This window comes from Hugenholtzia roseola DSM 9546, assembly GCF_000422585.1.
Classification (GTDB): domain Bacteria; phylum Bacteroidota; class Bacteroidia; order Cytophagales; family Bernardetiaceae; genus Hugenholtzia; species Hugenholtzia roseola.
In genome coordinates this window covers 1-24,838 of the sequence record NZ_KE383887.1, presented here as the reverse complement: position 1 = coordinate 24,838, position 24,838 = coordinate 1, and the positions used below count along the sequence as shown (strand labels likewise).

Genomic DNA, 24,838 nt, shown 5'->3' with positions numbered 1-24,838 from the left:
TTTGGTTCGCCGTTGTTTGTGTCCCACAAATGACCAAAAGCCCTTATTAGTTCTTATTTTCTTCATTTTCAAACGCTTATTCCTTTCTATGAAACGCCTTTCTATTGACGAAATTCTTACCAAAAGCGAGCTACGCGATACCCAAATTACAGTGCAGGGTTGGATACGAAACGAAAGAGGCAATGCCTATGTCCGTTTCATCAATCTCAATGATGGCTCTACGATTCACAATTTGCAAGTAGTGGCAGATGTGAATAATTTTAGTGAAGAAGTAAGAAAAGATTGGAATACAGGGGCTTCTTTGAAAGTAGAGGGAAAGTTGGTAGCCTCACAGGGCAAAGGGCAGAATGTAGAACTTTTGGCGGAAAAAATAACCCTTTTGGGTGCTTCTGATGCCGAAAAATACCCGATGCAGCCGAAGGCACACTCGATGGAATTTTTGAGAGAAAATGCACACCTGCGTATGCGCACCCAAACTTTTGGGGCAATTTTCCGAATCCGACACGGCTTGGCTTTTGCCATTCACCAATATTTCCACGAGCGCGGTTTCTACTATTGGCATTCTCCTATCATTACCGCTTCTGATGCCGAAGGTGCAGGTGAAATGTTTAGAGTTACGACTTTAAACTTGGAAAATCCGCCCAAAAAAGAAGGTAAAATCGACACCGAAGCCGACTTTTTCGGCAAAGCCACAAACTTAACCGTTTCGGGACAGCTCGAAGGGGAATTAGGTGCAATGGGTTTGGGCAAAGTCTATACTTTTGGTCCCACTTTTCGCGCCGAAAACTCAAATACTGCCCGCCACTTAGCCGAATTTTGGATGATAGAACCTGAAATGGCGTTCTATGATTTGAAAGATAATATGGATTTGGTAGAAGATTTTTTAAAATATCTCATCAATTTTGCCTTAGAAAAATATGCTGATGATTTGCAATTTTTAGATGAGCGTTTTGAAAAAGAAAACAAACAGAAGAAAAAAGAAGAGCAGGCAGAGATGGGACTTATTGAAAAGCTCCGCTTTGTGGTGGCAAATGATTTCGAGCGACTCACTTATACAGAGGCGATTGATATTTTACTGCAATCAAATCACTACAAAAAGAAGAAATTTCAGTATGATGTCAAGTGGGGCGTAGATTTACAATCCGAGCATGAGCGTTATTTGGTAGAAAAGCATTTCAAAAAACCAGTCATTCTTACCAACTATCCAAAAGCAATCAAAGCCTTTTACATGCGAGAAGATGAGCCATTGGCAGACGGCAAAGAAACTGTATCGGCAATGGACGTGCTTTTTCCCGGCATTGGGGAAATTGTAGGTGGCTCACAAAGGGAGGAGCGTCTGGAAAGATTGCAAGCCCGAACAGACGAAATGGGCATTAGCGAGGAGCTATGGTGGTATCTTGATACGCGCCGTTTCGGAAGTGTTCCTCATTCAGGTTTTGGCTTAGGTTTCGAAAGGCTTGTTCTTTTCGTTACGGGCATGGGCAATATCCGCGATGTCATTCCTTTTCCAAGAACACCTAAAAATGCGGAATTTTAGTAAAAAAAGACATAACATTTTCTCGATGTTATGTCTTTTTTTTGCGCCTATAAAATAAAAAAATAGCAATGTTGCTAACAGAAACACTTTTGGACTGCCGTTACCAAAAAGCCGATAAAGTTTTCACGCCCAAAGCCTTACTTTTGATAAAGCCTTCGCCATAGTCGGCTTCTATTGCCTGCCCCAATTCGCGTGCGCGTGCTTCGAGAAAATAGAGAAAGCGCGGCGAGGAGATAAAAGTCTGATTATCAGAGCCATCACCTTGATAATCGGGGTTGTGAAATTGCGAACTAAAGGCTTTGATGGCTTCCATTTTGGTAGCCCAAGTATGTGAGATGTCGAGGATAAAATCAGGGGTGAGGTAGTCGCTTTGTATGTAGTGAAAAAGTTGTTTAGGACGAAAGGCAGTCTGAATTTCCCCCTCGAAGCGCGTTTCTATCTTTGCCAAGCCACTCAAAAAGCAGGCTTCGCGCACTAATTGTGCAGCACGCCCATGGTCGGGGTGGCGGTCGGAAGGTGCATTTGCCAATACGATAGTGGGTTGGTAGCGTCTTAGATACTGAATGATAGCCAATTTATGGCGGTTGTTGTTTTTGAAAAATCCGTCGGAAAAGCCTGCATTTTGGCGCATACTAAGCCCCAAGATTTGCGCCGCCGCCACCGCTTCTTTCTGACGCAAGTCGGCACTGCCGCGCGAACCCAATTCACCGCGCGTTAGGTCGAGGATACCTACTTTTTTACCTTCGGCAACGGCAGCCGCCAAAGTGCCGCCACAACTTAGTTCGGCATCATCGGGGTGGGCGGCGATGGCTAAAATATCGAGTTTCATAGCGATTTTATTTTTCGTGTTTTATGTTAAATTTATTTTGCAAAAGAAGGCGCAAGAGCCTGCAAAGTGCCGTCGGCTTCCCATTGCCCTAAGACGACGCTTTGCAGTTGGTTGGGCAAATGGCTTTGATAGGGTGCAGAAAGACGGACATAATTTTGCGTAAATCCGAAAACTTTTTCTTCTTTTACCTCCTGCTCCCAAAGGACGACCAACTCTTTTCCCATTTGAGATTGATAAAAAGCCTGACGTTTTTTATCCGATAAAATATGCAACTGTTTCGACCTTTCGGCACGCACCGCAGGCTCGACTACGCCCTGCATCTGGATAGCCTTCGTATTAGGGCGTTCCGAATAAGTAAAGACGTGCAGGTAGGAAATAGGCAATTCGTTTAGAAATTGATAGGTTTCTAAAAATTCCTTTTGTGTTTCCTGTGGAAAGCCGACAATGACATCTACGCCAATACAAGCCTCTGGCATCAGGGTTTTGATTTTGGCAATTCTATCAGCATAAAGAGCCGTTTTGTAGCGTCTTCGCATCAGACGCAAAATGGTGTCGCTACCCGATTGCAGGGGAATATGAAAATGGGGAACAAAGCGTTTTGAGCTTGCCACAAATTCGATGATGGCATCGGAAAGTAAGTTCGGCTCGATGGACGAAATGCGAATCCGCTCGATGCCCTCCACTTGGTCTAAGGCGCGAATTAGGGTCAGAAAATCGGTTTTGCGCTCCCCTTCGATAATGCCAAAATCGCCTGTATTTACGCCTGTGAGTACGATTTCGCGCACCCCCGAAGCGGCAATCTTGCGGGCTGCCTCTACTACATTTTCCACTGTATCGCTTCGGCTTGCCCCTCGCGCTAAGGGAATGGTGCAAAAAGAGCAGTTGTAGTCGCAACCGTCTTGCACCTTCAAAAACGTGCGCGTGCGGTCGTTTAGCGAATAAGCAGCGGTGAAAGTATTTGCCTGCGAAATTTCGGAGGCACAGACCTGCACCGTTTCTTTGTGTGAAAAATCATCTAAGACCTCGAAAAGGCGGAACTTTTCGGCTGCCCCCAAGACGGCATCTACCCCTTGAATCGTCGCAATTTCTTGCGGTTTGAGTTGGGCATAGCAGCCCAAAATGATGACAAAGCTATGGGGCGCGATTTTTTTCGCCTGCTTGACAATTTGCTTGCACTTTTTGTCGGCATTTTCCGTTACCGAACAAGTGTTGATAACAAATACATCAGGCGTTTCTTCAAACTCTACGCGCTGATAGCCACGCGATTCGAACTGACGCGCGATAGTGGAAGTTTCCGAAAAATTGAGCTTACAGCCCAGCGTATAAAAGGCTACTTTTCTCACGAGTCTTTTTTTCAAACGATTGACACAAAGAAAACCAAAGATTCGGCAAAGGTACGAAAAAATGGCACATAACCGTCGCCGAGGGCGTTGCCCGTCGGCGAGGTTTTTTAAAAAACTTTTGCCTTTCGGCGTTTTTTAAAAAAACCTTTGAATCTTGAAAGGCTTGGAGGGAATGGAGCGTTTGAGGTATGCGATTACTTGCTATAAACAAATAACAATAAACTGAATTTATAGTTTATTTTTCACAAAAAAGTATAAAAATGAAAATTACAGGATTGTTATTTCTTGTCGTAGGATTTTTGGTCGTATTCTACAAAGACGCAGGTTTCTACGGATTTGGAGGCTATGTCAGCCATGCTTGGGAAAATATATGTCTTATTTTTATCTTATTTATGCTTGATTTTTTATTTTTAAAAACAAAAAAATATAAAAAGTTTTAATGTTTTTGCATACTTTATAAGTATTTAATCCAATAAAAAACACAAAATTTAAAACAAATATAATACTACTTGCTATTTTCCCTTTTTCAATTCCAAAAATCTAATAAGTTTTTGATAGCTTCTTGGAAAAGTTTGGGGGCTTTGATGCCTAAAATAAGTTTGCCATTTTCGTTGAGCAGGAAACCAACTTCTATTTCAATAATTTGCCGTTCTGTACTGCCATACAACACAACAGTTCGCAAAATTTTGAATTTTGGATAATATTTTTTAATATAGTTTTTTTCAATAAAATCATAATTTGCCAATTCTGCAATACCTTGTGAACGAAATTTGTATTTTTTACCTTCTATATTTATCACTTCACTACGCCCAAAATCTATTAAAATTAGGTCAGGAATGTGAATGATTTGGTCTTTGTCGCCTTCCTTATATTTTTCTCTGTCTTTGTATTTTGCCAACGGAATAGTATCGCCTTCTTTGGTAATGAAATAACCTTTTTCGCTTCCTGCGTGGTTTTCAAAAATGGACTCACCTTGCGTAAAGTTTTCTACTACTAAATGAATAAAAATCGTCCCCAATTTTTCACCTTCGATGTCATACTTCCAATAATTTTCATTTAATTCTGCTTTCGGAATAGTCAAATTTTGTAAAGAAATATCCAATTTATTAGCAATTTGGATAAATTTATTAGTTTTCCCTACATGCTGTTGTTCTAATCCATGTTGTGTAATTTCTATTTTTTTTGTCCAGCCTAACTTTCGTAAAACCGCACAAATGATACTCAAAGCCCCAATATTTGGGTCGTGAGAAAGTCCGCCACTTTTATACAGTCTGCCCGAAATTTCAATTTTTGTTTTTGATTTGGTGAGTAAAATCGGCACATTTCCCACAGGAGCTTTTCGCATATTTGCCTTAAAATCAATGATTTCGTCTATATTTTCAAAAGGTACAAATAGGATGTCGTCTAATTTTTTACCTAAAATTTCTACGCCCAAAGTCAATAAAAGCCTTGTTCCAAAAATATAGGTTTCAGTTGGCTTTTCTTTTTGCTCTACTTGTAAATTGTAAAGCATTATCATTTTTACGTTTGGGTAATAATTTTTGATAAAAACAAACTTGCTACAACGCTGATACACGCCTGTATTTCGGCTTTCTTTGTCGTCTGTTTTGGTTTCTTCAATGGCATAAATAGGCGTATCGCTTTGTATAGGCTCTTTTTCTTGGTAGAAAATCAAAAAATCGGTAAAACTTGAATTTCCTGAAACAGTTTTAATGAAAACCTTATCCACTTTATTGCAACGAAAACCCGTTACTTCGTAAGTGAAAGTAAATTTGCCATTTTCCAAAATGGGTAAAATTCGCAAACTATCTATAAAGCACGCAAAGCCGTAATCCTTCGCAAATTTTTGAAAGATAGTGGCTAAGACTTCTTTTTTTGGTCTTTCTTCTGTAAGAAACCAAAGATTATTTTTCATTTTTTATTGGTTGAAAAAAGTTTCTATTTCTTCTGCTAATTTTTTAAAATGCTGTAGAGCCTCATTTTTTTCGGTTTCATTCATACTTGAAATATGATTTGCAAAAGAAATCTTTGATGACTTTTTGACTTTATTTTCTAAAAAAATAAAAGCCTCGTTATTTTCAAGTGATTTGAGTAACTCTGAAACATTTTGTTTTCCTTTGTCCCATTTTTTATAATCTTGGCATAACAAAGAGATTTCATCAGCACTTCTTTTTTCAAGAAAACCTAACTCTTTTGCTTTGTTCCAAGATGCTCCAGAGTACATTTCTTCGAGTGCAATAGGTATTTTTACATCCTTTGATAGCCAAGACGTAATATGTTTAGGTTTAGTAAAATAACCTTTTATTACTTTTATTTTGGTATTTGGGTAATTTTTTAATTTTTCCTCAATAGGGTTGTATTTTTGACTTCCTGCGTCATCATCATCAAAAATACTGAAAATTTTGGTGTTGCCTTGCTCTATAAATCGTATGGTTTCATCTTTTAACCAAGTTGCACCACCTGTATCATCAAAATTACAACGCACTGCAACAAAAGTATGAAGGTTAGGTGCAAACAGTTTAATTACTTCCTTTATAATAATTTCATCAGATTTTCCTTCTACTAATACTGTCGGTATTCCATCAATTATATTTTTTGATTTGGTAATTTTATTTTCCAAATCTTTATAGTCTTGGTAATTAAAATTTCTTTTCTCAAAGATTTTCCTTTTAATCTTGTCTTTAAACTCTCTACTTTTGAAGACAGAAATGCCATATTTAAAAATCAAATATGACACATATACTATAAAAGGCAATGGCAACACAAATACATAATTATTTGACAAAACACCATAACCAATAAAAGTTAACAGGAAAAATACTGTTAGCAGAATGTATGACTGAATACGAGTTTTACTACTTTCTCCTTCAATAGACTTTTTAACTTCGTTGAGAGTTCGGTAGGCTCTTGTTAGATTTTCATAATTTTCTTGTTCTTTCTTAAAAAGTTCTTCATCTGACTTTCTTTTTAAGTCTCTTTCCTGTCTTTTTAGGCTCTTTTCATAATTTACTTTTTGTTCGTCTGTCCTTTTTTTGCTTTCTTCGGTATGCTGTTTGAGTTTTTCATCAACTTCATTTTTGATTTGCTCTATAAATTGTTGCCTTCTTTCCTCTTCTAATTGCTCTTTTTTCTCATACTCTTTCAATGTAAAGTTAATTTTTTCAGCAAAAGCAACTTCATCATTTATTTGTGATAAATCATCCACTAACTTCAAATTCTCAATTGTTTTTTCAGATAAAGCCATTGCTACTCTTGCACATTCTTTATCTGAAATGTTATTTTGTTTAGCGTATTTTTGAAATTTATCATCTAATTTTTTAAGTGTCTTAGCACTTGGTGTAGCGTTACTAATAGTTCCTGATATTAGCCTTGATAAACCTAACTCTGCAATTTCACTTGAAGGTATCACAGAAGGATTAGATAGCCAAAGACGATTAACTAAATCCTCCGCTTTTATCACATTACCTTGATTACCCTTTTGTAATGAAAGCAAATAAGGCATATCACTTATTGAATTAACAAACCAGCATTTCGCATCCTCAAAGTTGGCAACATATCTATTATCTCTTTTAGCTTTAACATACTCAATAACAGTTGCATCGTGTAATGCACCTAAAAAGCCTTGTTTTTTCTGTTTTTTTTCTCTTTCTTTTAATATTTCATATTCTTTACTATATTTAGCCTTATTTTGATAAGTTTCAGTATGAGGAAGAATGTTAATCTGATAAGTTAAAGTTAAATCTTCTTGAAAATTGTGTGCAATTCTCTCTAAGTCAGTTCTACCATACTTGTTTCTGTCGCAAGCACCATAAACACTTTCTTCATCTATCTTCTTTGCTAAAAAGGATGTTTCATACTCGCTTGCACATCTCATTAATAAATTTTTAGTTTCATTTATTGTATCTTGCAAAACAGACAATTTATGTCCCATTTGGGTACATATTTCAACTATTTTTTTACAAGTGTGGAATGATGCAGTAGAATTTAGATTTATTAAACTGATTACAAAATTTGTGTCTAATACAAACTCTATTTTATCAGGTAGATTTTCAAATTTTAGTTCAAGATAACTTGCAATAATAGAACCTAAATAGACTCTTTTAAGTGGATTAAACATATTGGGAATTTCTTTTACAGAACGTAAAAAATCTGCTTGTAGTAACTCTGTTTCTTCATTATTAATATTTTCATTTTTATGAGCAAAAAACTTAGACAGAGATTGCTTATTTTTTTCAATGTAAGCATAAATAGAAGGAGTTTTCTCTAATTTTACACCTTTGCTTTGTAGATATGTTTCAAAACCTGCTTGTATTAAATCTATTTCTTGTTCTTGTGCAGAAATATCATCTTCATAATCAGCAAAAATGTAGTTTCTCATAATAAATGAACCGTCATTCTCAAATGCTTGAAAATTTACAGCATTATTATTATTATATTCTTTGGCAATTTTTTGAGTAATTTTTTTTACCATTGGATAAGGCATATCAAGACCATATTTGTTATCTATAGCTTTCTTTAACTCATCCAAAATGCCTTTTGTAGTCCCATTGGCGTAAAGTTCAGAAAGTACCCTTTTCACCAAAGGAACAAAAATATCTGAAAAGTCTTTAAAATTTTCGTTTGTTTCGTGAATGTAGGCAAGAAAGCCATAAGCGAATGCACGATTATGATTCATATTTTTTGTTGTTTAAAATTTCCTCAAAATATAAAGTTGTTCCTGAATAAATTTCTTGGTTTTACTCTCACCGTTGGAATTTGATTTGAAACGAAGATAATCAAATTCTACTAATTCCACTTCGCCAAAACTACCCAAAACAGACAAAACTTTGTCTTGTGTCATAATGCCTTCGCTGTTGTAGCTCAAAATCAATTTTTTGTAGTTGGCATTTTTGGCAATATTGTAAAGTTCTTTTAAGCCTGATTCTGCATTGCAAAATTGTGATTTTTGGTTTTCATAATTTCGCATACCCGATACGCCTTTTATGCTTGGATTGTCATATTTGGCAATAGTTTCCAATAAATGATAATTTGGGGCATATTGCCTTTGGTTGTAAGGCGGGTCTAAATACAAAATGTCCGCTTGTATTTTTGAAATCAACTCAACCGAATTTTGATTAAAAACTTTGTTTTCTTTATTGCTAACAATAATTTCAATAGGTCGTAAAATCATTTTTTTTACTGCTCTTGCATCCCATTTTTTTTGAAATGCGGCATAAACTCCCGAAATATTAGCGTAAAAAGGCACAGTTTCTATTAGGCAAGCTAATAAAATATAATATTCATTTTCAGTCAATAAATTTTCATTTTTCCAAGTTTCAATTTGCAGACGAATAGCGTCAATAATTTTTCCGTTTTCGTTGCTAAAATACATTCTCGGAATATCTAAGTCTTTCGTTCCTTCGGGTGTGTAATTCTGAAAAATAAAACCTTCTTGTTGTGGGATAGTATTCAAAAAATCAACTATTTGCATTAAAGGACTTGCAAAAAGTGAATGGGTTTTGATGTCAGTTTTTGATAACAATTTTTCAAAAGTAGGCACTTCGTTGTTTTCAATATAAGCCTTTTGCAAGACAAAAGAAAAATACAGCAAATCAGAAGAAAAAACTTGATAACCTTTCTTTTTGAAAAACTGCCCTACATTGCTTGTGCCTGCAAAAAAATCAAAAAATAAATTACCTACAATATCTTTATTTTGCAAAATTTGAAAGATTTTCTCTACCAAATTTTCCTTATTTCCAATAAATCGCATCTAACCAAACAAATTTTTAGGTGTTGAAGATTCATAGTTCGTTATCAAAACTTCTATGCTTGCATTTTTCTCACGTACCAAAGTTTGGTAATTAGAATTGCTATAATCTGCACGTAAGTAGTTGATTTTCAAATAATTGTTTTTAGTAAGCCAATTTTTCAAAATCTCGTTTTCTTTGCCTTTGTGTTCCAACACATTAGACAAAGCAAATTTTATATTTCGCTGATGTAGGTTTTCTAAAATTGCCAACAACTTGTATTCTTGGCTTTCATTCCAACCTGTAAAACCACGCTTTCCATCATTGTATGTACCCAAACTAATTAAATACGGCGGGTCGCAATAGACAAAATCGTTTTCAGTTAAATGCGAAAAGTCAAATTGAGCAAAGTCAAAGCAAGTAAATTGAACATTTATTGCCTGAATTTTACGGACAAATTGCATCAAATTTGTGCGCATGGTGTCGTTAAAACTGCTTCTTTCGCGTCCAAAAGGATTGTTAAACTCGTGAGAATTGTTAAACCGAATTTGATGATTGAACGAAAAAGCCACTAAAACAAATAAATCCAAAGGATTTTTATGTTGGTTGTAATGCTCACGCAGTTTTTTGTAACCTTCTTCATTTGTCAAAGACAATTCAAACTTATTTATCTGATTTTCAATATGTTGTAAAATTTCAGAAAGATTATGTTTTTGAAAATCTTGGTACATTTCTACCAAAAATTTCAGGTTGTCATTACAAATCCTCTTTTCTGCTTTCACATTCAAACCTACATTACAGCCACCTGCAAACAAATCAACGAAAGTATTTATCTCTTTTGGAAATAAAGGTAAAATTTGCTTCAACAATTTATATTTTCCACCAATATAATTAAGTGGTGATTTGATTTGTTTAGAAGTCAGTTTTTCAGCTATTGATTGCATTTATCTATTTTTTCTACGAAATTACGAAATTTTCGGTTTCGTTTTTCTTAAAATGACAGGCAGCAGGGGTTGCTCCTGCACCATTACTCATTTCCCTCAAATTCCCCAAAACCACCTTTCCCAAGAAAAGTACGAAAGCTACGCCAAACCTACAAAACTCTCCCCAAATTTCCAAATCAAAAATGGGATTTTCTAAAAAAAGAAAATTATAGCTCATTTTTAGATTACTGCACTATTTTTATCCGTATCTCCTGACAAAACTGGATAAAATTTTGAAAAGACTGGATATGATTCGTTTTTTGATTTCGTAAAATTAACTCACGCAAAAAGTATTCTTCGGCAACGCTTTGTGGGTTTTTCTTGCTATAATTTACATTCCGCTCTGCTAAAAGCTCTTGTAAATAACTCGAATGAAATACGGAAGTTGAGCTTTCAAAATCAGGTAGTTTTCCCATTAGTTCAGGGTCGTCTTTTTTGACATTGTAAAACTCTATACATTCTTTTAAAAAATTACTGTTTGGATTTTTCTTGAAAATTTTAGGATTCGCTAAAAACCATGTTTCTAAACACTTATTTTGCACAATTATTTTAAATTTTGTTTTAGAATTGAGGTTAATATTTTCTTTTTTCATAAATTCCAAAATTTCCTGCCTGCAATCCTCTACACTTTGCTCATCTGCATCAAGGCAAATTACAAAATAATCATAATTTCCTGCATTGTTAATATCAATAACACAGTTTCGCAAATGATTATCGAGCAACGAAGGAAAACCATTGCCGCTAAACATAAAGTAATTATTTTTGACAACCGTATCAAAACTTGTGCTTCGTTGCAGTTCGGGAACAAGATAGGACAACCACTTAGGGTAAACTTTCATCTCTGTTCGTTTGCCTTCTACTAAGAAATAAATGTTCATAGTTGTTCCTGTCCTGTTTGATATTCTTCTAATTGAATTAGTTGCATAAAAGCACTATGTTTAGACTTTCCAATGCCAAACTTATCAATATTATGCGTTTTAATGATGCCCGCATTGCGCGTTACTAATTTCCAATTATTGAAACTAATTGCATCAATAATATAAGGGTGATGGCTCGTTAAAATAAACTGTAATTGCCTTCTTGAAGCCAAAATGTCATTCGTAATTTCGTTTATACAGTTGATACCCAAACTATTTTCAAACTCGTCAATTAGAAAAACAGTACCTTCTGCACACAGATACAATTCACTTAATTGCATAAGAGTACGAAGCATGCCTGATGAAATACGATTTTCACTTATCCAATTTTTGACACTTTTTTCTTTGATTTGAATAAAAGGATAATCTTTTAACAAATTAGACATCTCTTTATCTTTGGTGTCAAGCGGTGCAATTTTTATATCTTCAACCTGCGGAAAAATATCCATGAAGCGTTGTCTTATAATGGAAAAAGTTTTTCCATCTGCCTTTTGCAAGAAGAATAGCTTTAATCCTATATCTAATTCACTTTCTTGTATTTTTTTTAAACTGCTATACTTTTTTGTAAGTTTGTTGGCGTTTAAAAGATTAAGACGAAACCCACCTAATAAATTTACAAACATTGTATGGTCTGCAAAATGTAATTTTTTCAAACCTTCGTGTGCTGGTTTTACCCGTTCTTCCTCTTTGAGTAGGCTCAAGATGCTTTCTTGTTGTGATAACTTGATGGTAGGCTGCCCATTAAAGATGATGGTATCAGAAGTCCTATCTACAATTAGGGCATCATCTAAGAATAATTTTTCAAAAATAATCTTGGGTTTGTTGCTTTTATCTTCATTATCGCCATCAGGAAAAATTGAAACACCTTTGTTTTCAAATTCGCCTTGCCAAATGTATTTTTGCTTGCTAAGTGTTTCAAACTCAATATTCCACTCCACTCCATTGATAGATTCTCCCTCTGCAATTTCTTTCAGTTCCATTAAAGCCCTCAAAATTTGCGTTTTGCCCACACCTGACGCGCCTACCAATAGCGTAAGTTTATTGAGTAATAATTCTTCCAAACGCCATTCTAACGATTTATCCTCAAATTGAAATTTTGATATTTTCATAAATACTGTTATTTATTTTTGGACAATAACTTTTCCTTTTAGAACATAACTCATTTATTATCAAGGGAAACCACCCTTTCCAAGAAAAGTACGAAAGCTACGCCAAACCTACAAAACTCCCCCCAAATTTCCAAACCAGAAATGAGGTTTTCTAAAAAAAGAAGGTTTTTATTTAAACTTAAAAAACCCTAAGACTTTTGCAGAAAAGGCTTAGGGTTTTGTGTTTTTTAGTCTTCTTCTTCCAACATTTGGCGTTGTCGGGCTTCCCTTTCCTTCTGTTCGGCTTCGCGAATAGAGCGCACCTCCTCGATTTTATCGATGGGGCAGGGATACCCAAAAAGGCATTTGAGTTGAATGGCTTGCGCCACTTTATCAGGCACCATTTCTTCCCAACCCTCTTTCCCTTGTTTAATCATTTCTAAGACGTTGTCGGAAAAAATGTGCAGGATATTGGGATTGACCTCTTCAAGAGTCGCTAATTGGTTGTTGTCTAAAAGGTATTTGAAGAGAGAGGCTTGCTTTTCCGACACCTCGAAGTTTTCACAACCCAAAAGTTCTTTCGTACCGGGTATGCGCGAAGGATAGACATACAACTTGACATTTTGTCCGAAAAGTTTTCCAAATGCCTCCAAAATGCCGCCGCGTAGGTTTGTATAAAATTTTTCCGCAAAGACATCGCCCAAAGAATAAATACCCAAGACGATACCAATTTTTTTGCCGCGCGTAAAAAGCGAAAGAAACTCGACCAAACGGTAGTATTCCTGATAGTTTGAAATCATTACCGTATTTCCCAAAGAGCAAAGAATATCTACCCTATCTAAAAAGTCTTGTTCATCTATTTGCCCTTCGGCGCGTAAGTTGCTCAAAGTCAGTTCGGTAAGCACCAAAAAATCGTCTTGCTTGACATCTTTTTCGGCAAGAAACGCCTTTTTCCCACATTCGAGCATATCCACATTTACGTGCGTTACGGGGCGAAAACGCCCCCTTAGTGCCAAAATGTTTTTCTTGTAAAGAGCCTCCGAAGGCTGCAAAACATTTCCGTCTGCCCCAAACATGGCGGCATTGCTCATGCCATTCTTGACTAAGCGCAGGCTCATCAAGCGGTTGTCGATGTGGCTAAAATCTTCGCCTACGATACGAAACATATCCACTTCTACCCTATCACGCGTGAGGTTGTCCATAAGGGAGGTAACCATCAAATCGGGGTTGTCGTGGTGGTAGTAGCAGGCGTACATCATATTCACACCCAAAATACCGATAACCTGTTCCTGCAAAAATTTGTGGTTGTCTAATAAATTAACGTGAATAACCAACTCACTTGGCTTGCTATTGGGGTGCAGTTGGAATTTGAGAGCCAGCCAGCCATGTCCGCGATTGGTTTTCATAAAATTAAGCACTTCTACCGTATTAGAGAAGGCAAAAAAACAAGTATCAGGACGGCTTTCTTTTAAGCGTTCTTCCACCAAATCATACTCATAATTGACCATTTTGAGTACGCGCGATTGGCAGACATACCTGCCACTTTTTTCAGCACCATAAATGGCATCACTAAACGCCATATCATAAGCCGACATCGTCTTGGCTATCGTACCCGAAGCCGCCCCAGCCTTGAAAAAATAGGCTGCTACTTCTTGTCCTGCTCCAATTTCGGCAAAAGTGCCATAGATACGAGAATCGAGGTTGATGCGCAGGGCTTTCTGACGGGTAGTAGGAACGGAATTTTTGTTGTCGTTAGAATTAGGCATAAAAGATAGGGGCAGAGGTTAGAAATAAAGACAAGCCAATTTGTTTTTCAGACGGCAGTTGTCAGTTGTGGAAAGTCGGGAAATGCACCCCACCCCAAACCCCTGCCCCCATAGGGAGGGGCTTCAATTTTGTATCATTTTTTTCGCATAAATGCGAAAAAAATGATTTGGTTTTCGAACCCTCCCCTATGGGGGGAGGGCAGGGTGGGGGTTCAGGCAGTTCTTATAGCCCTATCCACTCACAACTACCCATCAGACGGCAAAAATAGTTCTCAAAACAACTATTTTAGGCAAAGATACGGCTTCTTTTGATAAAAGCGTATGAAATAACGGTGAAGGAAAAAGCGACTCCTTTTTTAGCCCTTTTTCGTCTTTGTGTTGTTTAATAGCCGTTTAATAGCCGTTTTCCCTTTTCTATCAACAGCAGTGGGCGTTGTTACAAGGGTAAAAGCCTCAAATGCACCCTGCCCCAAACCCTAAGGGTCTTGAAGACCCTTAGGGTTTAAGTCTAAATTTTATTTCGTGTCAAATTAGAAACGAAACAAAATTTGGGCTGAACCCTTTTTGTTTCAATCTCAATTCGGACAAGGCGTGCCTTGTCCCTACGTGGCATCTGCTTTTTAGAATTTAAGCATTACTGCTGTTTCCCCTTTCCTATCCTTGTGTCTTATCCTTGTGCCTTATCATTGTGCCAAACTAAACAAGACCTGCACCCCGAAGGCGGTAGTCTTGCGTGGAAAGGCGTTCAAGACCACAGGATTGTTGATAGTTCTATCAAAATATGCCGTTAGGCTAACACGCTGATTGACGGTATAAGATAGGGTAGGGCGAAATTGAATGTTGATATTGCCTGCGGTGGCTTTGCTTTCCTGACGCTCTTGGTCGTCTATTCTGCGCTGCACCGTGCGCGTATCGCGAAGGGTAAAGGCACAGCGGAAAGTCAAATCGTTGGGCAGCACAATGTCGCTAAAAGGAATCTTGACTTTTTGTTTCCTAAAACCGATGTCTATCAAAATGTCGTTGCTTCTTAGTTCCGTAACCTGCACGTTGGAAAGGGTAAGCCCTATGGTGCGCGTGCGGTTGAAGTTGAGCTTGATGGTAATATCGCTCTGCGTGCGGGCATTGATGCCAATAAGTGGCGAGAATTTTTCGGTAAATCCTACCTGATTCATGACATAAATCGGCACTAATTCGCCCGTTTCCGCATCAAATTGTGAGGCTAAGGGCAGGGCAAAATCATTGACATCTAAATTTAGCACCGAAGCATCATAGAGCAAAGAAGAAGTGTAGTTGCCTATGCTATAAAGCGAGGAATAGGCGTGTGTGAGGGTAAAACTTTTGAAGACCTCCTTAAATCGTTCAGTCTTGTGCAAGCCATTGTAATTGACCTTCCAATTAGGCAAAGGCAGGCGGAAAAACGCCGTCGTATTGCTTCCACGCCCCAAATAGGCTTGTAAAAAGGCAGGAATAATGACATCTTGGGCATTTCGAGTATAATCGCCTGCTTCGTTTTGGCTGCTCAAATCGCTTCTGATGCGCTCACGATTTTGGATAAAATCGTCAAAGATGGGCGAATTGCCAAAGTTGTCATCACGACTAAAAGCCGTCCGCAAGGCGATAGTGGTCATGCTAAAATTGCCACTGCGCACAGCCGTTTCGGAAAGATATTGGTTTTGATTGTAGCGAATGACCTCCGAAAAGTTGTTCGATTGGGTCTGTTGGGCTTCTATCTGAATTTGAAAATCGGGAATCGGCTCGATGTCGATGCGCACGTTCAAAGTGCGGCTTCGGTCTTGAAAGAGCGGATTTGTTTGGGCAACACTCTGCGAGAGCCAATCCCTGCGTACCATCTCTTGCAAATAACTGCGATTTTGTGCGCCAAAGGCAAAGGGCAGCAAGCTGGTAGAGCTATTTTCCACACCCAAAAATTTAGGCGTGAGCATAAAACCGGGCAGCAGGGTGCTACTATTTTCCGAATAACTCACATTGATTTTCTTGACCGCCAAAAGCAAACCCATTGCCGAGCGGCTACCCGATTTGATAAGGGTAGGATTCTCTTTTCGCATTTTTTGCTTTTGCTGCAAAGCCTTCAAACGCGCCTCTGTGGTATCTTTCCTAACCTGCGTCTTGGCTTGTTTTTTCCACCATTTGCGGCTTATTTTTTCTATCGTACTCGAATCGAGCTGCGCTTCTACAAAGGTAGAATCGTTGCGGCTTTGGCGGCGTTCTTTTTCTTGTTCTAATTTTGCCACGCGCTTCTCTTCGAGCGTTTTCTTGCGCTTTTCTAAGCGTTTGATTTTGAATTGGAGGCGTTTTTTCTTTTCCTCTTTGTAGGGGATAGTTTCGGGTTTTGCCTTCGGATTCAAGACCTGCCGCAAAAAGGCACTCTTGTTATAGAGTTTGGTCATATCTATCTGCCCATTGATAGATTTTTGGTTGCCATTTCGCGCCACATGCCCCAAGCTATCAGCGATACCAACTGCGCCTGCCGTCCAAGTGTAATTAGACGAATAGCGAAGGTCGGCATTGATAAAATCAGTAAGCGGAATTTTATCCAAAGGCAGACGATAATTGAGAGCGGAGGTTTGGTTGTAGAATTTCATTCTACCAAAATTCTTGAAGTTTGTCCACATAGAATCGGCAGCCTCACGATTGACCTCGCCTGCGGGTTCGTCTATGATGGCGTTGGCAGTGGCGTTGTAGTCGAGGGTCAGATTTTTAGAAAGATTCCAACGCACATTGTAGAGCCTATCAAACATAAAAGATTTCTGATACATAGGCAAGATACCGTCTGTGGTTAGGTCGGAATTGCGGTATTGCGTCTTTTGGTAGTGGCGCGTCAGATTGCCTGCTACGGTGATATTGGTGGGCAGGGGCGTGAGGTTAAAATCGCGCAGGAGTTTCAAAAAGGGCGAATTAAGGGCTTCATTCTTTTTGAACGGCTCCCAAGGTTTGGCTTTGAAGCCGTAATTATAGGCAAGTCCGCCGCTGGTGTTTCGGATTTGGTCGGCGGCTAAGGTAATGCTGCTTCTTTCCGATTCCATGTAGGCAAAATTTGCCGTTAGGTTTTCTATGTCCCAAAAGTGGAGTTTTGCCCCTTCTTTCACCTTTGTCTTTCGGACGTTGGTAAAATTCAGACTTCGCCTTTTAAACCTTTCGCTGACCATGTTTCTAAAATCGGGTTGACTCTGTGCATAGCGCGTTTCGATGGACTTGTCGAGTTCGATGTCGGGGTCTAAGGGATTGAAAAAGGGCGTTTGTACGTCGCTTTCAAAACCGACATACATAGGCAAAGAGATGCCCAAACGGTTTAGAAAGATTTTGTCTAAGGCAACATTAGCACTTACGTCGTAATAAAGCGAACTAAACCGTTGGCGTTGTGCAATTCTATCCTGAATACTGCCCCAAAACGGCGAGGAATAGCGCAGGGCAGCATTGACGTTGGCAAAATCGGCTAACTGTGCCTGCATGGTCGCATTGGCAGCCCAGCCGCCACGCTTATTAAATTCGGTTACGCGCAATTCATTCGCCCAGATACAAATATCTTTGGGCAGGGCATCAGCCGAGCGCGGATTGCGCACGCCTATCATAATAAGCTGCACATTGCTAATATCAGGATTGCCCACTACGGTTAGTTTGTACTTTTCGAAAATACGCGAATACGGCACTAAAATATTCAAGCCCTCTTTGTTGCGTTCATTTTTGGTATCTAAAAGGGCATTGATGGGCAAATCGATTTCATTTTCGGAAAGCCAAATTTCCTGTGTAGTACGCGCCGAGTAGGGCGTGATAGAAAGCGGTACTTCAATTTCGTAGTAATTGTCTTTAAAATCTGTACCCAAGCGCAGAAAGGCACTCATTTCCCCATCTTTTGCCGTTTGGCTTTGGGCATGTAAAAACATCTTGACCCTGCCGTAATTGATAAGGTCGTAGGTTACGTTTTTGAAGGCAGCGCGGCTGTCGGTATCGCGCAATTCATCTACACACATCTGCAAAGATTGCTCATTGAGGCGTGCCTGTGTAATGGAAGTGGGGTCTATATCGCGCACAAAGCCGGGCGGCACTACATAGGGGATAATATTTTCACCCGAAGCCACGCCATTGCGCTCGATGCTGACGGTAGAAAGGCGAAAACCAGATTCATAAGGCTCGATGGGTAGGTCTAAATCGGGGTCGCGCAGGTCGGAAAAATAAGGTCGCCATTGCGCTCCTACTAATTGAAATTGTGCCATGCGCAGCACCACTGGCTGCTCCCATTCGGTCAGATAGAGGCGCATAAAGCGAATAGATTTGAAGCCCTCGATGCCGCCTATTTTATCCGAAAACTGCTGTATTGGTATTCTAAACTGATACCAACTCACCTGCTCGCCTGTTTCCTCGTGTGTAGTCGTAACTTTATCTACTACATAAGGATTTTCTTCCAAACGTCCGGGCGTAAGGTCGACTTTGTACTCGTAGTAGGCTTCGATGTCGTTGATGGTATTGTCCCTATTGAGGTCTTCATTGTCGGGAAAGACGCTATAAGCTGCCGTACCTGCATTGGCGGGGGAATTGTTTTCTAAGTTGTTGAAATTGAGATACCTACCCAATATTTTCTTGTTCTCTTGGTCGTATCGCTCATCTAAATAGTAGCGGAAATTGTCGTTGGAAGGGTCGAGTGAAATGCGTTGGAAGGCGGCAGGGTCTAATCGCGATTGTATGGTTTGAAGGTAGTCGGCAAAAAAGGCGCGTTCCTGTACGTCGTTAAGCCCATCTAACCCAACATCTTGCCTTTCTCTTGCGCCTTCGTCGGAAGAAAAGGCATTGAGTAGGAATTGCTGCCTTGTAGCTAACCCCCAAGCGGTGGTGTCTAATCGGGCAGCCAAGACTTCGTTTTCGTTGGCGGGCAAACCGTTCTCGAAATTGTGGCGTGTATCGGGAATGAGGTCTTCTGAAACGCTACCCAAATTGAAATACAGAGAGCCGCCTGTGGTATTGGGCGCACCTGCACCTTGTGGCGTTTCTACCCTTCCGTTGGGCGAATTGATGAAGGGGTCTAAAAGCCAAAATTCTATGTATTGGATATTGATTTTATCAAAATCGATGTCGGTAGTGATGCCCTTTGTAATCGCCCCAAAGTTGTCTTTCGGATTGCGCAACGTGCCATCGCGATTGAGGTCGGGATTGTAATTATACTGCCCTCTTTCAGAAGGGAAATAAGCCAAATTAAGCGTTCCTTCGGGGTTATTGAGCTGCTGGGCATCTCTGCCTTGGAAAATTTCATTGAAAGAGATGATGCGTGTGTAATGGTTGTTTTGGTCTTCGCGCGTGATATTGGGAGGCGGACTTTGTCCGAAGCCGCGATTAAAAAAGGCAGTAAAATCTACATTAAACCACGTCAGTTTGGCGCGTTTGTAGGCATAAGCAAGCGGATTGCCTTCATTGGCGCGAAAGCGCGTCGGGGTGCTACCCAAGACCCAAAGGGTAGGTTGGCGCGTGAGGTCGAAGGGAATTTCAGAAGTTTCGAAGTCGTCGATGTAAGAAGCCGCTTCGCCGCCTTGCCTTTTGATGAGCTTGTTTTCACCCGGAATCAGATGCGCAAATTCACCGCGCAAAGAAATGCTCGAAGGGGCTTTTGTATCGATACCCGGAATCTTATCCACTAAGCGCGTCAGCAGCCCCGATTGGCTTTGATAAGTAGAATGTAAGCCCCAGACGGTATTGCGGATAGGCTCTGTGCCAGTGGTTACGCGCGTGATGATAGGTCTTTCGTTTAGGTGCAAAAGCGTCGCACCTACTTTAAAATCTTTTGTAAAGTGATATTCGGCATCTAAACCCATCAGGTTGCGCGTTTGGAAACTGAAAAGGTCGGCTCTTTCGTATTGTATCAAAATATCTTTGCCCGAACTAAGAACGCCCTGATTCAAGATGCGCACCCTGCCCATTTGATAATCTACGGTAAAATCAGTACCCTCATTAAGCCTTGCGCCGCCTACGGTTACGCTTACCGAATTAGGGGAAATATTGATACCGGGTAGCATAATTTCGTTGTTGCTCGAACCCTGATAACTGCCTTTGAAAAAGAACTTGCTTTTATTGGCAAAAAGCACCGCATCGGCTTGTGTGCCGCGATACAATTCATCGAAGACATATTTATTGATAAACTGTATTTCCGAACGTTCATCAAAACGCGCCCTTAAATTCTGACCAAAAGGCTCTAAGGTAGGGAAAATAATTTGCCCTAATTGTGGATTGATGGTTACGCCTTCTACATAGTCAAAATTGCCATCAGGTTGAGGGTCTAAATTGGGGTTGAGGCGGTCTAAACCTGTAATTTGCACTAAGGGAATGTCTTTGGTGCGCTGCCCCTCGTGTAGGCTTGGGTTGTCCATGCCCGTTAGGTCGTCGCGATACACGATACGAAACTGAAAGCCCTCGCGCTGAAGTTGCGTCGTTTGCAGGGAGTAGATATTTTTCATCATCAAATCCCAAATGGGCAAATCCGTTCTTACGGTGGGCAAATTCAAAACTTTTAGCAAGACCACGTCACCATCTGCCGAATTTTGATAGTCTTCCGTTAGCTGTCCTACCTTAAAAACTTGCCCATTGTAGGTATATTCATAGGCTACTGCCAAAATTTCATCTGTGCGCAAAGGTTGAAGCAGGGAAATATAACCAAGTTGTGGGTGAAAACTAAACTCATTGGGTTTGAGCTTGCGAGCCGAGCGCAAAAACACATAGTCTGTGCCGTTTTCCAAGCGCAAAGGCGGACTTTGCAGCGCGTCCGAAATGGCGGTAGGCTCTTTGGGTAGGTCTTTGATTTGGGCAAAGAGTTCGTTGGCATTGTTTCCTGCCGCGCCTGCATTTCCATTCCAACGGCTTCTAAAAGGCTTTCCCTCGCCTAAATCTAAAAATCCTACAATATTGCGCTGCGATTCTGTGTCGTTGTTTCGATTGGTTACATAAATTTCTACGCGCGTGATATTCACACCCGAAGTAACGGTAGGCATCGTGCGCAAGGCATTTTCGTAATTATCGCGAAAAAAATGCCCTAAAAAATAGTGCCGATAGCCTTCGTATTGGTCGGCGCGAATTTCAAAGTTTTTGCTCTGTGCGCCATTGCGAATGGTGAGGGTTTCGGTTCTGCCCCTTTGATTTGAAAAAAGCGTATTTATCCAAAGTTTGCCAAAACGCAAGCGCGTAGAGATGCCAAAAAGATTCTGCCCTGCCGTAATAAGGGTATTATTAGATTGCATGCTCACATTGCCAAATTGTACGTTTTGCACAATATCCTGCTCATAGCCATTGTAGCCCTGATTGAACATGTTTTCGTACTGAAAGATGGCTTTTGTATCAAAATTAGAATTAAGATTGATTTTATCGCCAATCTTACCTGTAAGCCCCAACTGAATCCGCTGGTCGAAGTTGATGCCCCCATTGCGCTGCAAACGGACAGGAATGGCAGGATTATCTACGCGCTGCCATTTGCCCCCAAAATCTAACAAAACTGACCCTGTGGGCTGAATTTCTATCTTATTGCCGCCCAAAAGGGGACCTAAGGCACTGGGTAGCTCTACCTCAATCTTGGGGGTTCGCCCTGTGCTTACGTCGGTTTCCTTTTTGCCACTGCTGGCAATGTTGCGCTTGAAGAAGGCTTGCTCGTCTTGATAGCCCTTCCAAAGGCGATACTCCGCTACCGAAATGCTGCCTACTAAGTTTTTTTCGGCATCTTCGATGTAGTATTTCGTACCTGCCGAATCTAAGCGGAAGCGGTAATTTTTATAGATAGAATCGGGCATCTGCCAAAGCCAAGAGCTTCGCTCTACCTGCGTGCGAGGGTCGTTGAGAAAGCCGTCCCTTTGGTCGGGCAAAAGCTGACGGGCATCTTGCCTCTGGCTTGTATCGGGCAGCACATAGCGAACGGTATCGTACTGTGCAAAAAGAGCCGCAGGGCTACCTAACAGAAAAAAGCCGCCAATGCGCAGCACTTGAAAAAGAATAGAATAGAGAGAAAGGCTATGAGATTGCATAGCAAGACCGACAAAAGAGAATGTCCGCATGTAAAAAGACTACTTAAAACAAGACCAACTTCGATAGAGAAGTCTATCCTGCCGAGAAAAAGGGTATAAAATTGAATATGCCACGCCTCGACCCTATCAAACCGCCCTGCCGCCTACAAAAGCCAGACCTTCGAGGGTTGGGGCTTATCGATTTTGGGTTCGTGTTCGGAAAGGAAATAGAAAAGACGCAAAGTAGAAGTTTATGCCATAAGCAATAGACAGAGAGGAATACAGAAAGGCAAAGGTAGCAATTTTACAATTTTAAATAAAAAAACGCCAAATTCAGTACCAGCAAAGCGGCTCAAAGGTTGGGTCTTGTTGGAAATTGCCGTTGTAATTAGTGAGTAGAATTTAGAATAGTTTTTGGGTGCTAAACCCCAAGCACTTTAACGCTTAGGGTTTTCAGATAGGGGATTTTTGTCTTAGAAAAAGCAAGTCAGGGCTGCAAATATTGAAAAAAAATCTCAAACCTGCAAATTTTAGCTTTCTCAAAAAGAGGTTTGCCAAAAAATAGGGTTTATTTTTCGACTGCTTGCTTTTATTTTTTTAGGAAAGCCCCACAATTTCGCCCGCTATGATGTCCATAAAGAGTGCCTGCGGCACTTTGGGAAGCCCCGGCATGCGCATGATATTCCCCGCCACAGCCACGATAAAGCCCGCCCCATTATTTAGGATAAGGTCTTCGATGTGTAGCTCGAAATCTTGTGCTACGCCTAATTGAGTGGGGTCGTCGGAAAAAGAGTATTGCGTCTTGGCAATGCAGACGGGTAATTTTTCTACTTCCCATTCTTTGCCCCATTTCTGTATTTTTTGTAGCGATTTTTTGGCTTTTTCGCTCAAAATGATGCCCTTTCCACGATAGATTTGAGTCGTGATTTTGTGTAATTTCGTCGGAATGTCGTCTTCCAAATCATAAGTAAAATGCAGGGGTGCGGCAGGTTTTTCAGCTATCGTATCTAATACTTTCTGCGCCAATTCCATAGCCCCTGCGCTTCCCTTTGAAAAAGAATCGTTCAGGGCAAAGGCTATGCCCTGCGCCTGCGCCCACTTTTCGAGGTAGGCAATTTCGGCTTCGGTATCGAAATGGTATTGATTAAAAGCCATCACAACCGATTGCCCGAAGGCTTGCAAGTTTTCCACATGCCTTTTTACATTTTCTAAGCCCTTTTCCAAGCCCTGCAAAGACGGCATCTTGATTTGGCTTTCAGGCACGCCCCCATGCAGTTTTAAAGCCTGTGAGGTTACGACCAAAACCGTCACCTTTGGAGCAAGCCCCGCCTTTCTGCACTTGATATTAAAGAATTTTTCCGCACCCAAGTCTGCCCCAAAACCTGCTTCGGTAATGACATAGTCGCCAAAACTAAGGGCTAATTTTGTAGCCAAAACGGTATTGCAGCCGTGTGCAATATTGGCAAAAGGACCGCCATGCACAAAGGCAGGCGTATTTTCTGTGGTTTGCACCAAATTGGGGTGAATGGCATTTTTGAGCAAGACCAAAATCGCACCCGTAACACCTAAGTCCTGCACCGTAAAGGGCTGATTTTGAAAGGTATAACCCAAGACGATACGGGCTATTTTTTGGCGCAAATCGTCCAGACTTTCTGCCAAGCAAAGAATCGCCATCAATTCAGACGCAGGCGTAATATCAAAGCCCGTTTCCTGTGGTAAGCCATTGGCATTGCCACCCAAACCCGACACCATAAAGCGCAAAGAGCGGTCATTGACATCTAAAACACGCTTCCAAACAATTTCTTTGAGGGCTTTTTCAGTCCCACGATTCTGATATTGATAGTTGTCTAAAAGAGCTGCTATCATGTTGTGCGCCGAAGTAATGGCGTGAAAATCGCCTGTAAAATGCAGGTTGATGTCCTCCATTGGTAGCACCTGCGCATAACCGCCGCCTGCTGCGCCGCCTTTCATGCCAAAACAAGGACCCAACGAGGGTTCGCGTAGGGCGACAAGTGCCTTTTTGCCCTCTGGCGCAAGGAGTTTGGAAAGCCCTAAGGCAAGCCCCACCGAAGTTGTCGTCTTGCCGATACCTGCTTTGGTAGGCGTAATGGCGGTAACTAAAATAAGATTGTTTTGTGCAATTTGGGCAGGCGCAATCAGCGAATAAGGCACTTTGGCGATATGTTTCCCATAAGGAATAAGTGCCTCTGCGTCTATGCCCAGCGTAGTGGCAATATCTTGAATGGCTTGCAGGGGCGTTTGGCGTGCAATTTCGATGTCTGTTTTCATGGGTCTAATCAAAAGAATGAGAGGACGTGAGAAGTGGTGAATAAGTAGGCGATACCCTGCAAAGTTCGACAAAATTTGAATAGCCACAAGGGTTTGCGCTTTTTACGTGATTACCTATTACAAGTAATTTAGTAGTCAAAACATTGCCCAAATGATTAGATAAATCGTACTGTTTTTTACCTAAAATGCGATTTTTCTTTTTGTTTTCCTTGCCTTTGAGCGCACCCAAACGACCCCCGTTGGGCGTAGTCTCCGACTACGACCTATCAGTGCGGCAAATCTTTGATTTGCGTTGTAAGATACTGCAAAAATAGCAAAAAACAAGTACAAAATGCTATTTTGTCTATGTTTTAATAGTAGCAGCCCTGCAAA

The 24,838-nt window shown here is 40.3% G+C and carries 14 protein-coding genes; 2 read left to right on the top strand and 12 right to left on the bottom strand.

Annotated elements, in window-relative coordinates; genetic code table 11:
* Positions 1 to 88: 88 nt before the first annotated feature.
* Entirely contained in the window at positions 89 to 1,537 is a 1,449-nt protein-coding gene (gene asnS, locus G500_RS0119515; protein ID WP_027003763.1) for an asparagine--tRNA ligase, read from the top strand.
* 100 nt (positions 1,538 to 1,637) lie between these two features.
* On the opposite strand, the gene bshB1 is transcribed toward asnS, so the two are convergent.
* A complete protein-coding gene (bshB1, locus tag G500_RS0119510) occupies positions 1,638 to 2,366 on the bottom strand; it encodes a bacillithiol biosynthesis deacetylase BshB1 (protein WP_027003762.1) in 729 nt (242 codons plus the stop codon).
* Positions 2,367 to 2,398: 32 nt separating this feature from the next.
* Complete coding sequence (gene mtaB, locus G500_RS0119505) at positions 2,399 to 3,709, bottom strand: tRNA (N(6)-L-threonylcarbamoyladenosine(37)-C(2))-methylthiotransferase MtaB (protein ID WP_027003761.1); 1,311 nt, start codon at positions 3,707 to 3,709, stop codon at positions 2,399 to 2,401.
* A gap of 260 nt (positions 3,710 to 3,969) precedes the next feature.
* Here mtaB and G500_RS0119500 point away from each other — a divergent pair, with 260 nt between their 5' ends.
* Complete coding sequence (locus G500_RS0119500) at positions 3,970 to 4,149, top strand: hypothetical protein (RefSeq protein ID WP_027003760.1); 180 nt, start codon at positions 3,970 to 3,972, stop codon at positions 4,147 to 4,149.
* Positions 4,150 to 4,235: 86 nt separating this feature from the next.
* On the opposite strand, the gene G500_RS0119495 is transcribed toward G500_RS0119500, so the two are convergent.
* From G500_RS0119495 to G500_RS0119450, 10 genes are all read right to left on the bottom strand, one after another.
* Positions 4,236 to 5,624, bottom strand: coding sequence for a hypothetical protein (locus G500_RS0119495; RefSeq protein ID WP_027003759.1), 1,389 nt, complete (start codon positions 5,622 to 5,624; stop codon positions 4,236 to 4,238).
* A 3-nt stretch (positions 5,625 to 5,627) separates the two neighbouring features.
* A complete protein-coding gene (locus G500_RS0119490) occupies positions 5,628 to 8,384 on the bottom strand; it encodes a hypothetical protein (RefSeq protein ID WP_027003758.1) in 2,757 nt (918 codons plus the stop codon).
* 12 nt (positions 8,385 to 8,396) lie between these two features.
* Positions 8,397 to 9,458, bottom strand: coding sequence for a DNA adenine methylase (locus G500_RS0119485; protein WP_027003757.1), 1,062 nt, complete (start codon positions 9,456 to 9,458; stop codon positions 8,397 to 8,399).
* On the bottom strand, positions 9,459 to 10,379 hold the full coding sequence (locus tag G500_RS0119480) for a DNA adenine methylase (RefSeq protein ID WP_051203931.1): 921 nt from the start codon (positions 10,377 to 10,379) through the stop codon (positions 9,459 to 9,461).
* A 13-nt stretch (positions 10,380 to 10,392) separates the two neighbouring features.
* The gene (locus G500_RS0119475) at positions 10,393 to 10,596 is read right to left on the bottom strand and encodes a hypothetical protein (protein ID WP_027003755.1); all 204 of its coding nucleotides are present in this window, start codon (positions 10,594 to 10,596) and stop codon (positions 10,393 to 10,395) included.
* 7 nt (positions 10,597 to 10,603) lie between these two features.
* Positions 10,604 to 11,296 (bottom strand): hypothetical protein, encoded by a 693-nt coding sequence (locus G500_RS0119470; RefSeq protein ID WP_027003754.1) that lies wholly within the window; start codon positions 11,294 to 11,296, stop codon positions 10,604 to 10,606.
* The gene (locus tag G500_RS0119465; protein WP_027003753.1) at positions 11,293 to 12,444 is read right to left on the bottom strand and encodes an AAA family ATPase; all 1,152 of its coding nucleotides are present in this window, start codon (positions 12,442 to 12,444) and stop codon (positions 11,293 to 11,295) included. The genes G500_RS0119470 and G500_RS0119465 overlap by 4 nt, the downstream gene beginning before the upstream one ends.
* 227 nt (positions 12,445 to 12,671) lie before the next feature.
* Entirely contained in the window at positions 12,672 to 14,189 is a 1,518-nt protein-coding gene (locus G500_RS0119460) for a hypothetical protein (RefSeq protein ID WP_027003752.1), read from the bottom strand.
* Positions 14,190 to 14,872: 683 nt separating this feature from the next.
* A complete protein-coding gene (gene sov, locus G500_RS24340; protein ID WP_161626165.1) occupies positions 14,873 to 22,198 on the bottom strand; it encodes a T9SS outer membrane translocon Sov/SprA in 7,326 nt (2,441 codons plus the stop codon).
* A gap of 576 nt (positions 22,199 to 22,774) precedes the next feature.
* Positions 22,775 to 24,466, bottom strand: a complete 1,692-nt coding sequence (locus G500_RS0119450; protein ID WP_027003751.1) for a formate--tetrahydrofolate ligase — start codon at positions 24,464 to 24,466, stop codon at positions 22,775 to 22,777.
* Between the last annotated feature and the right edge of the window lie 372 nt (positions 24,467 to 24,838).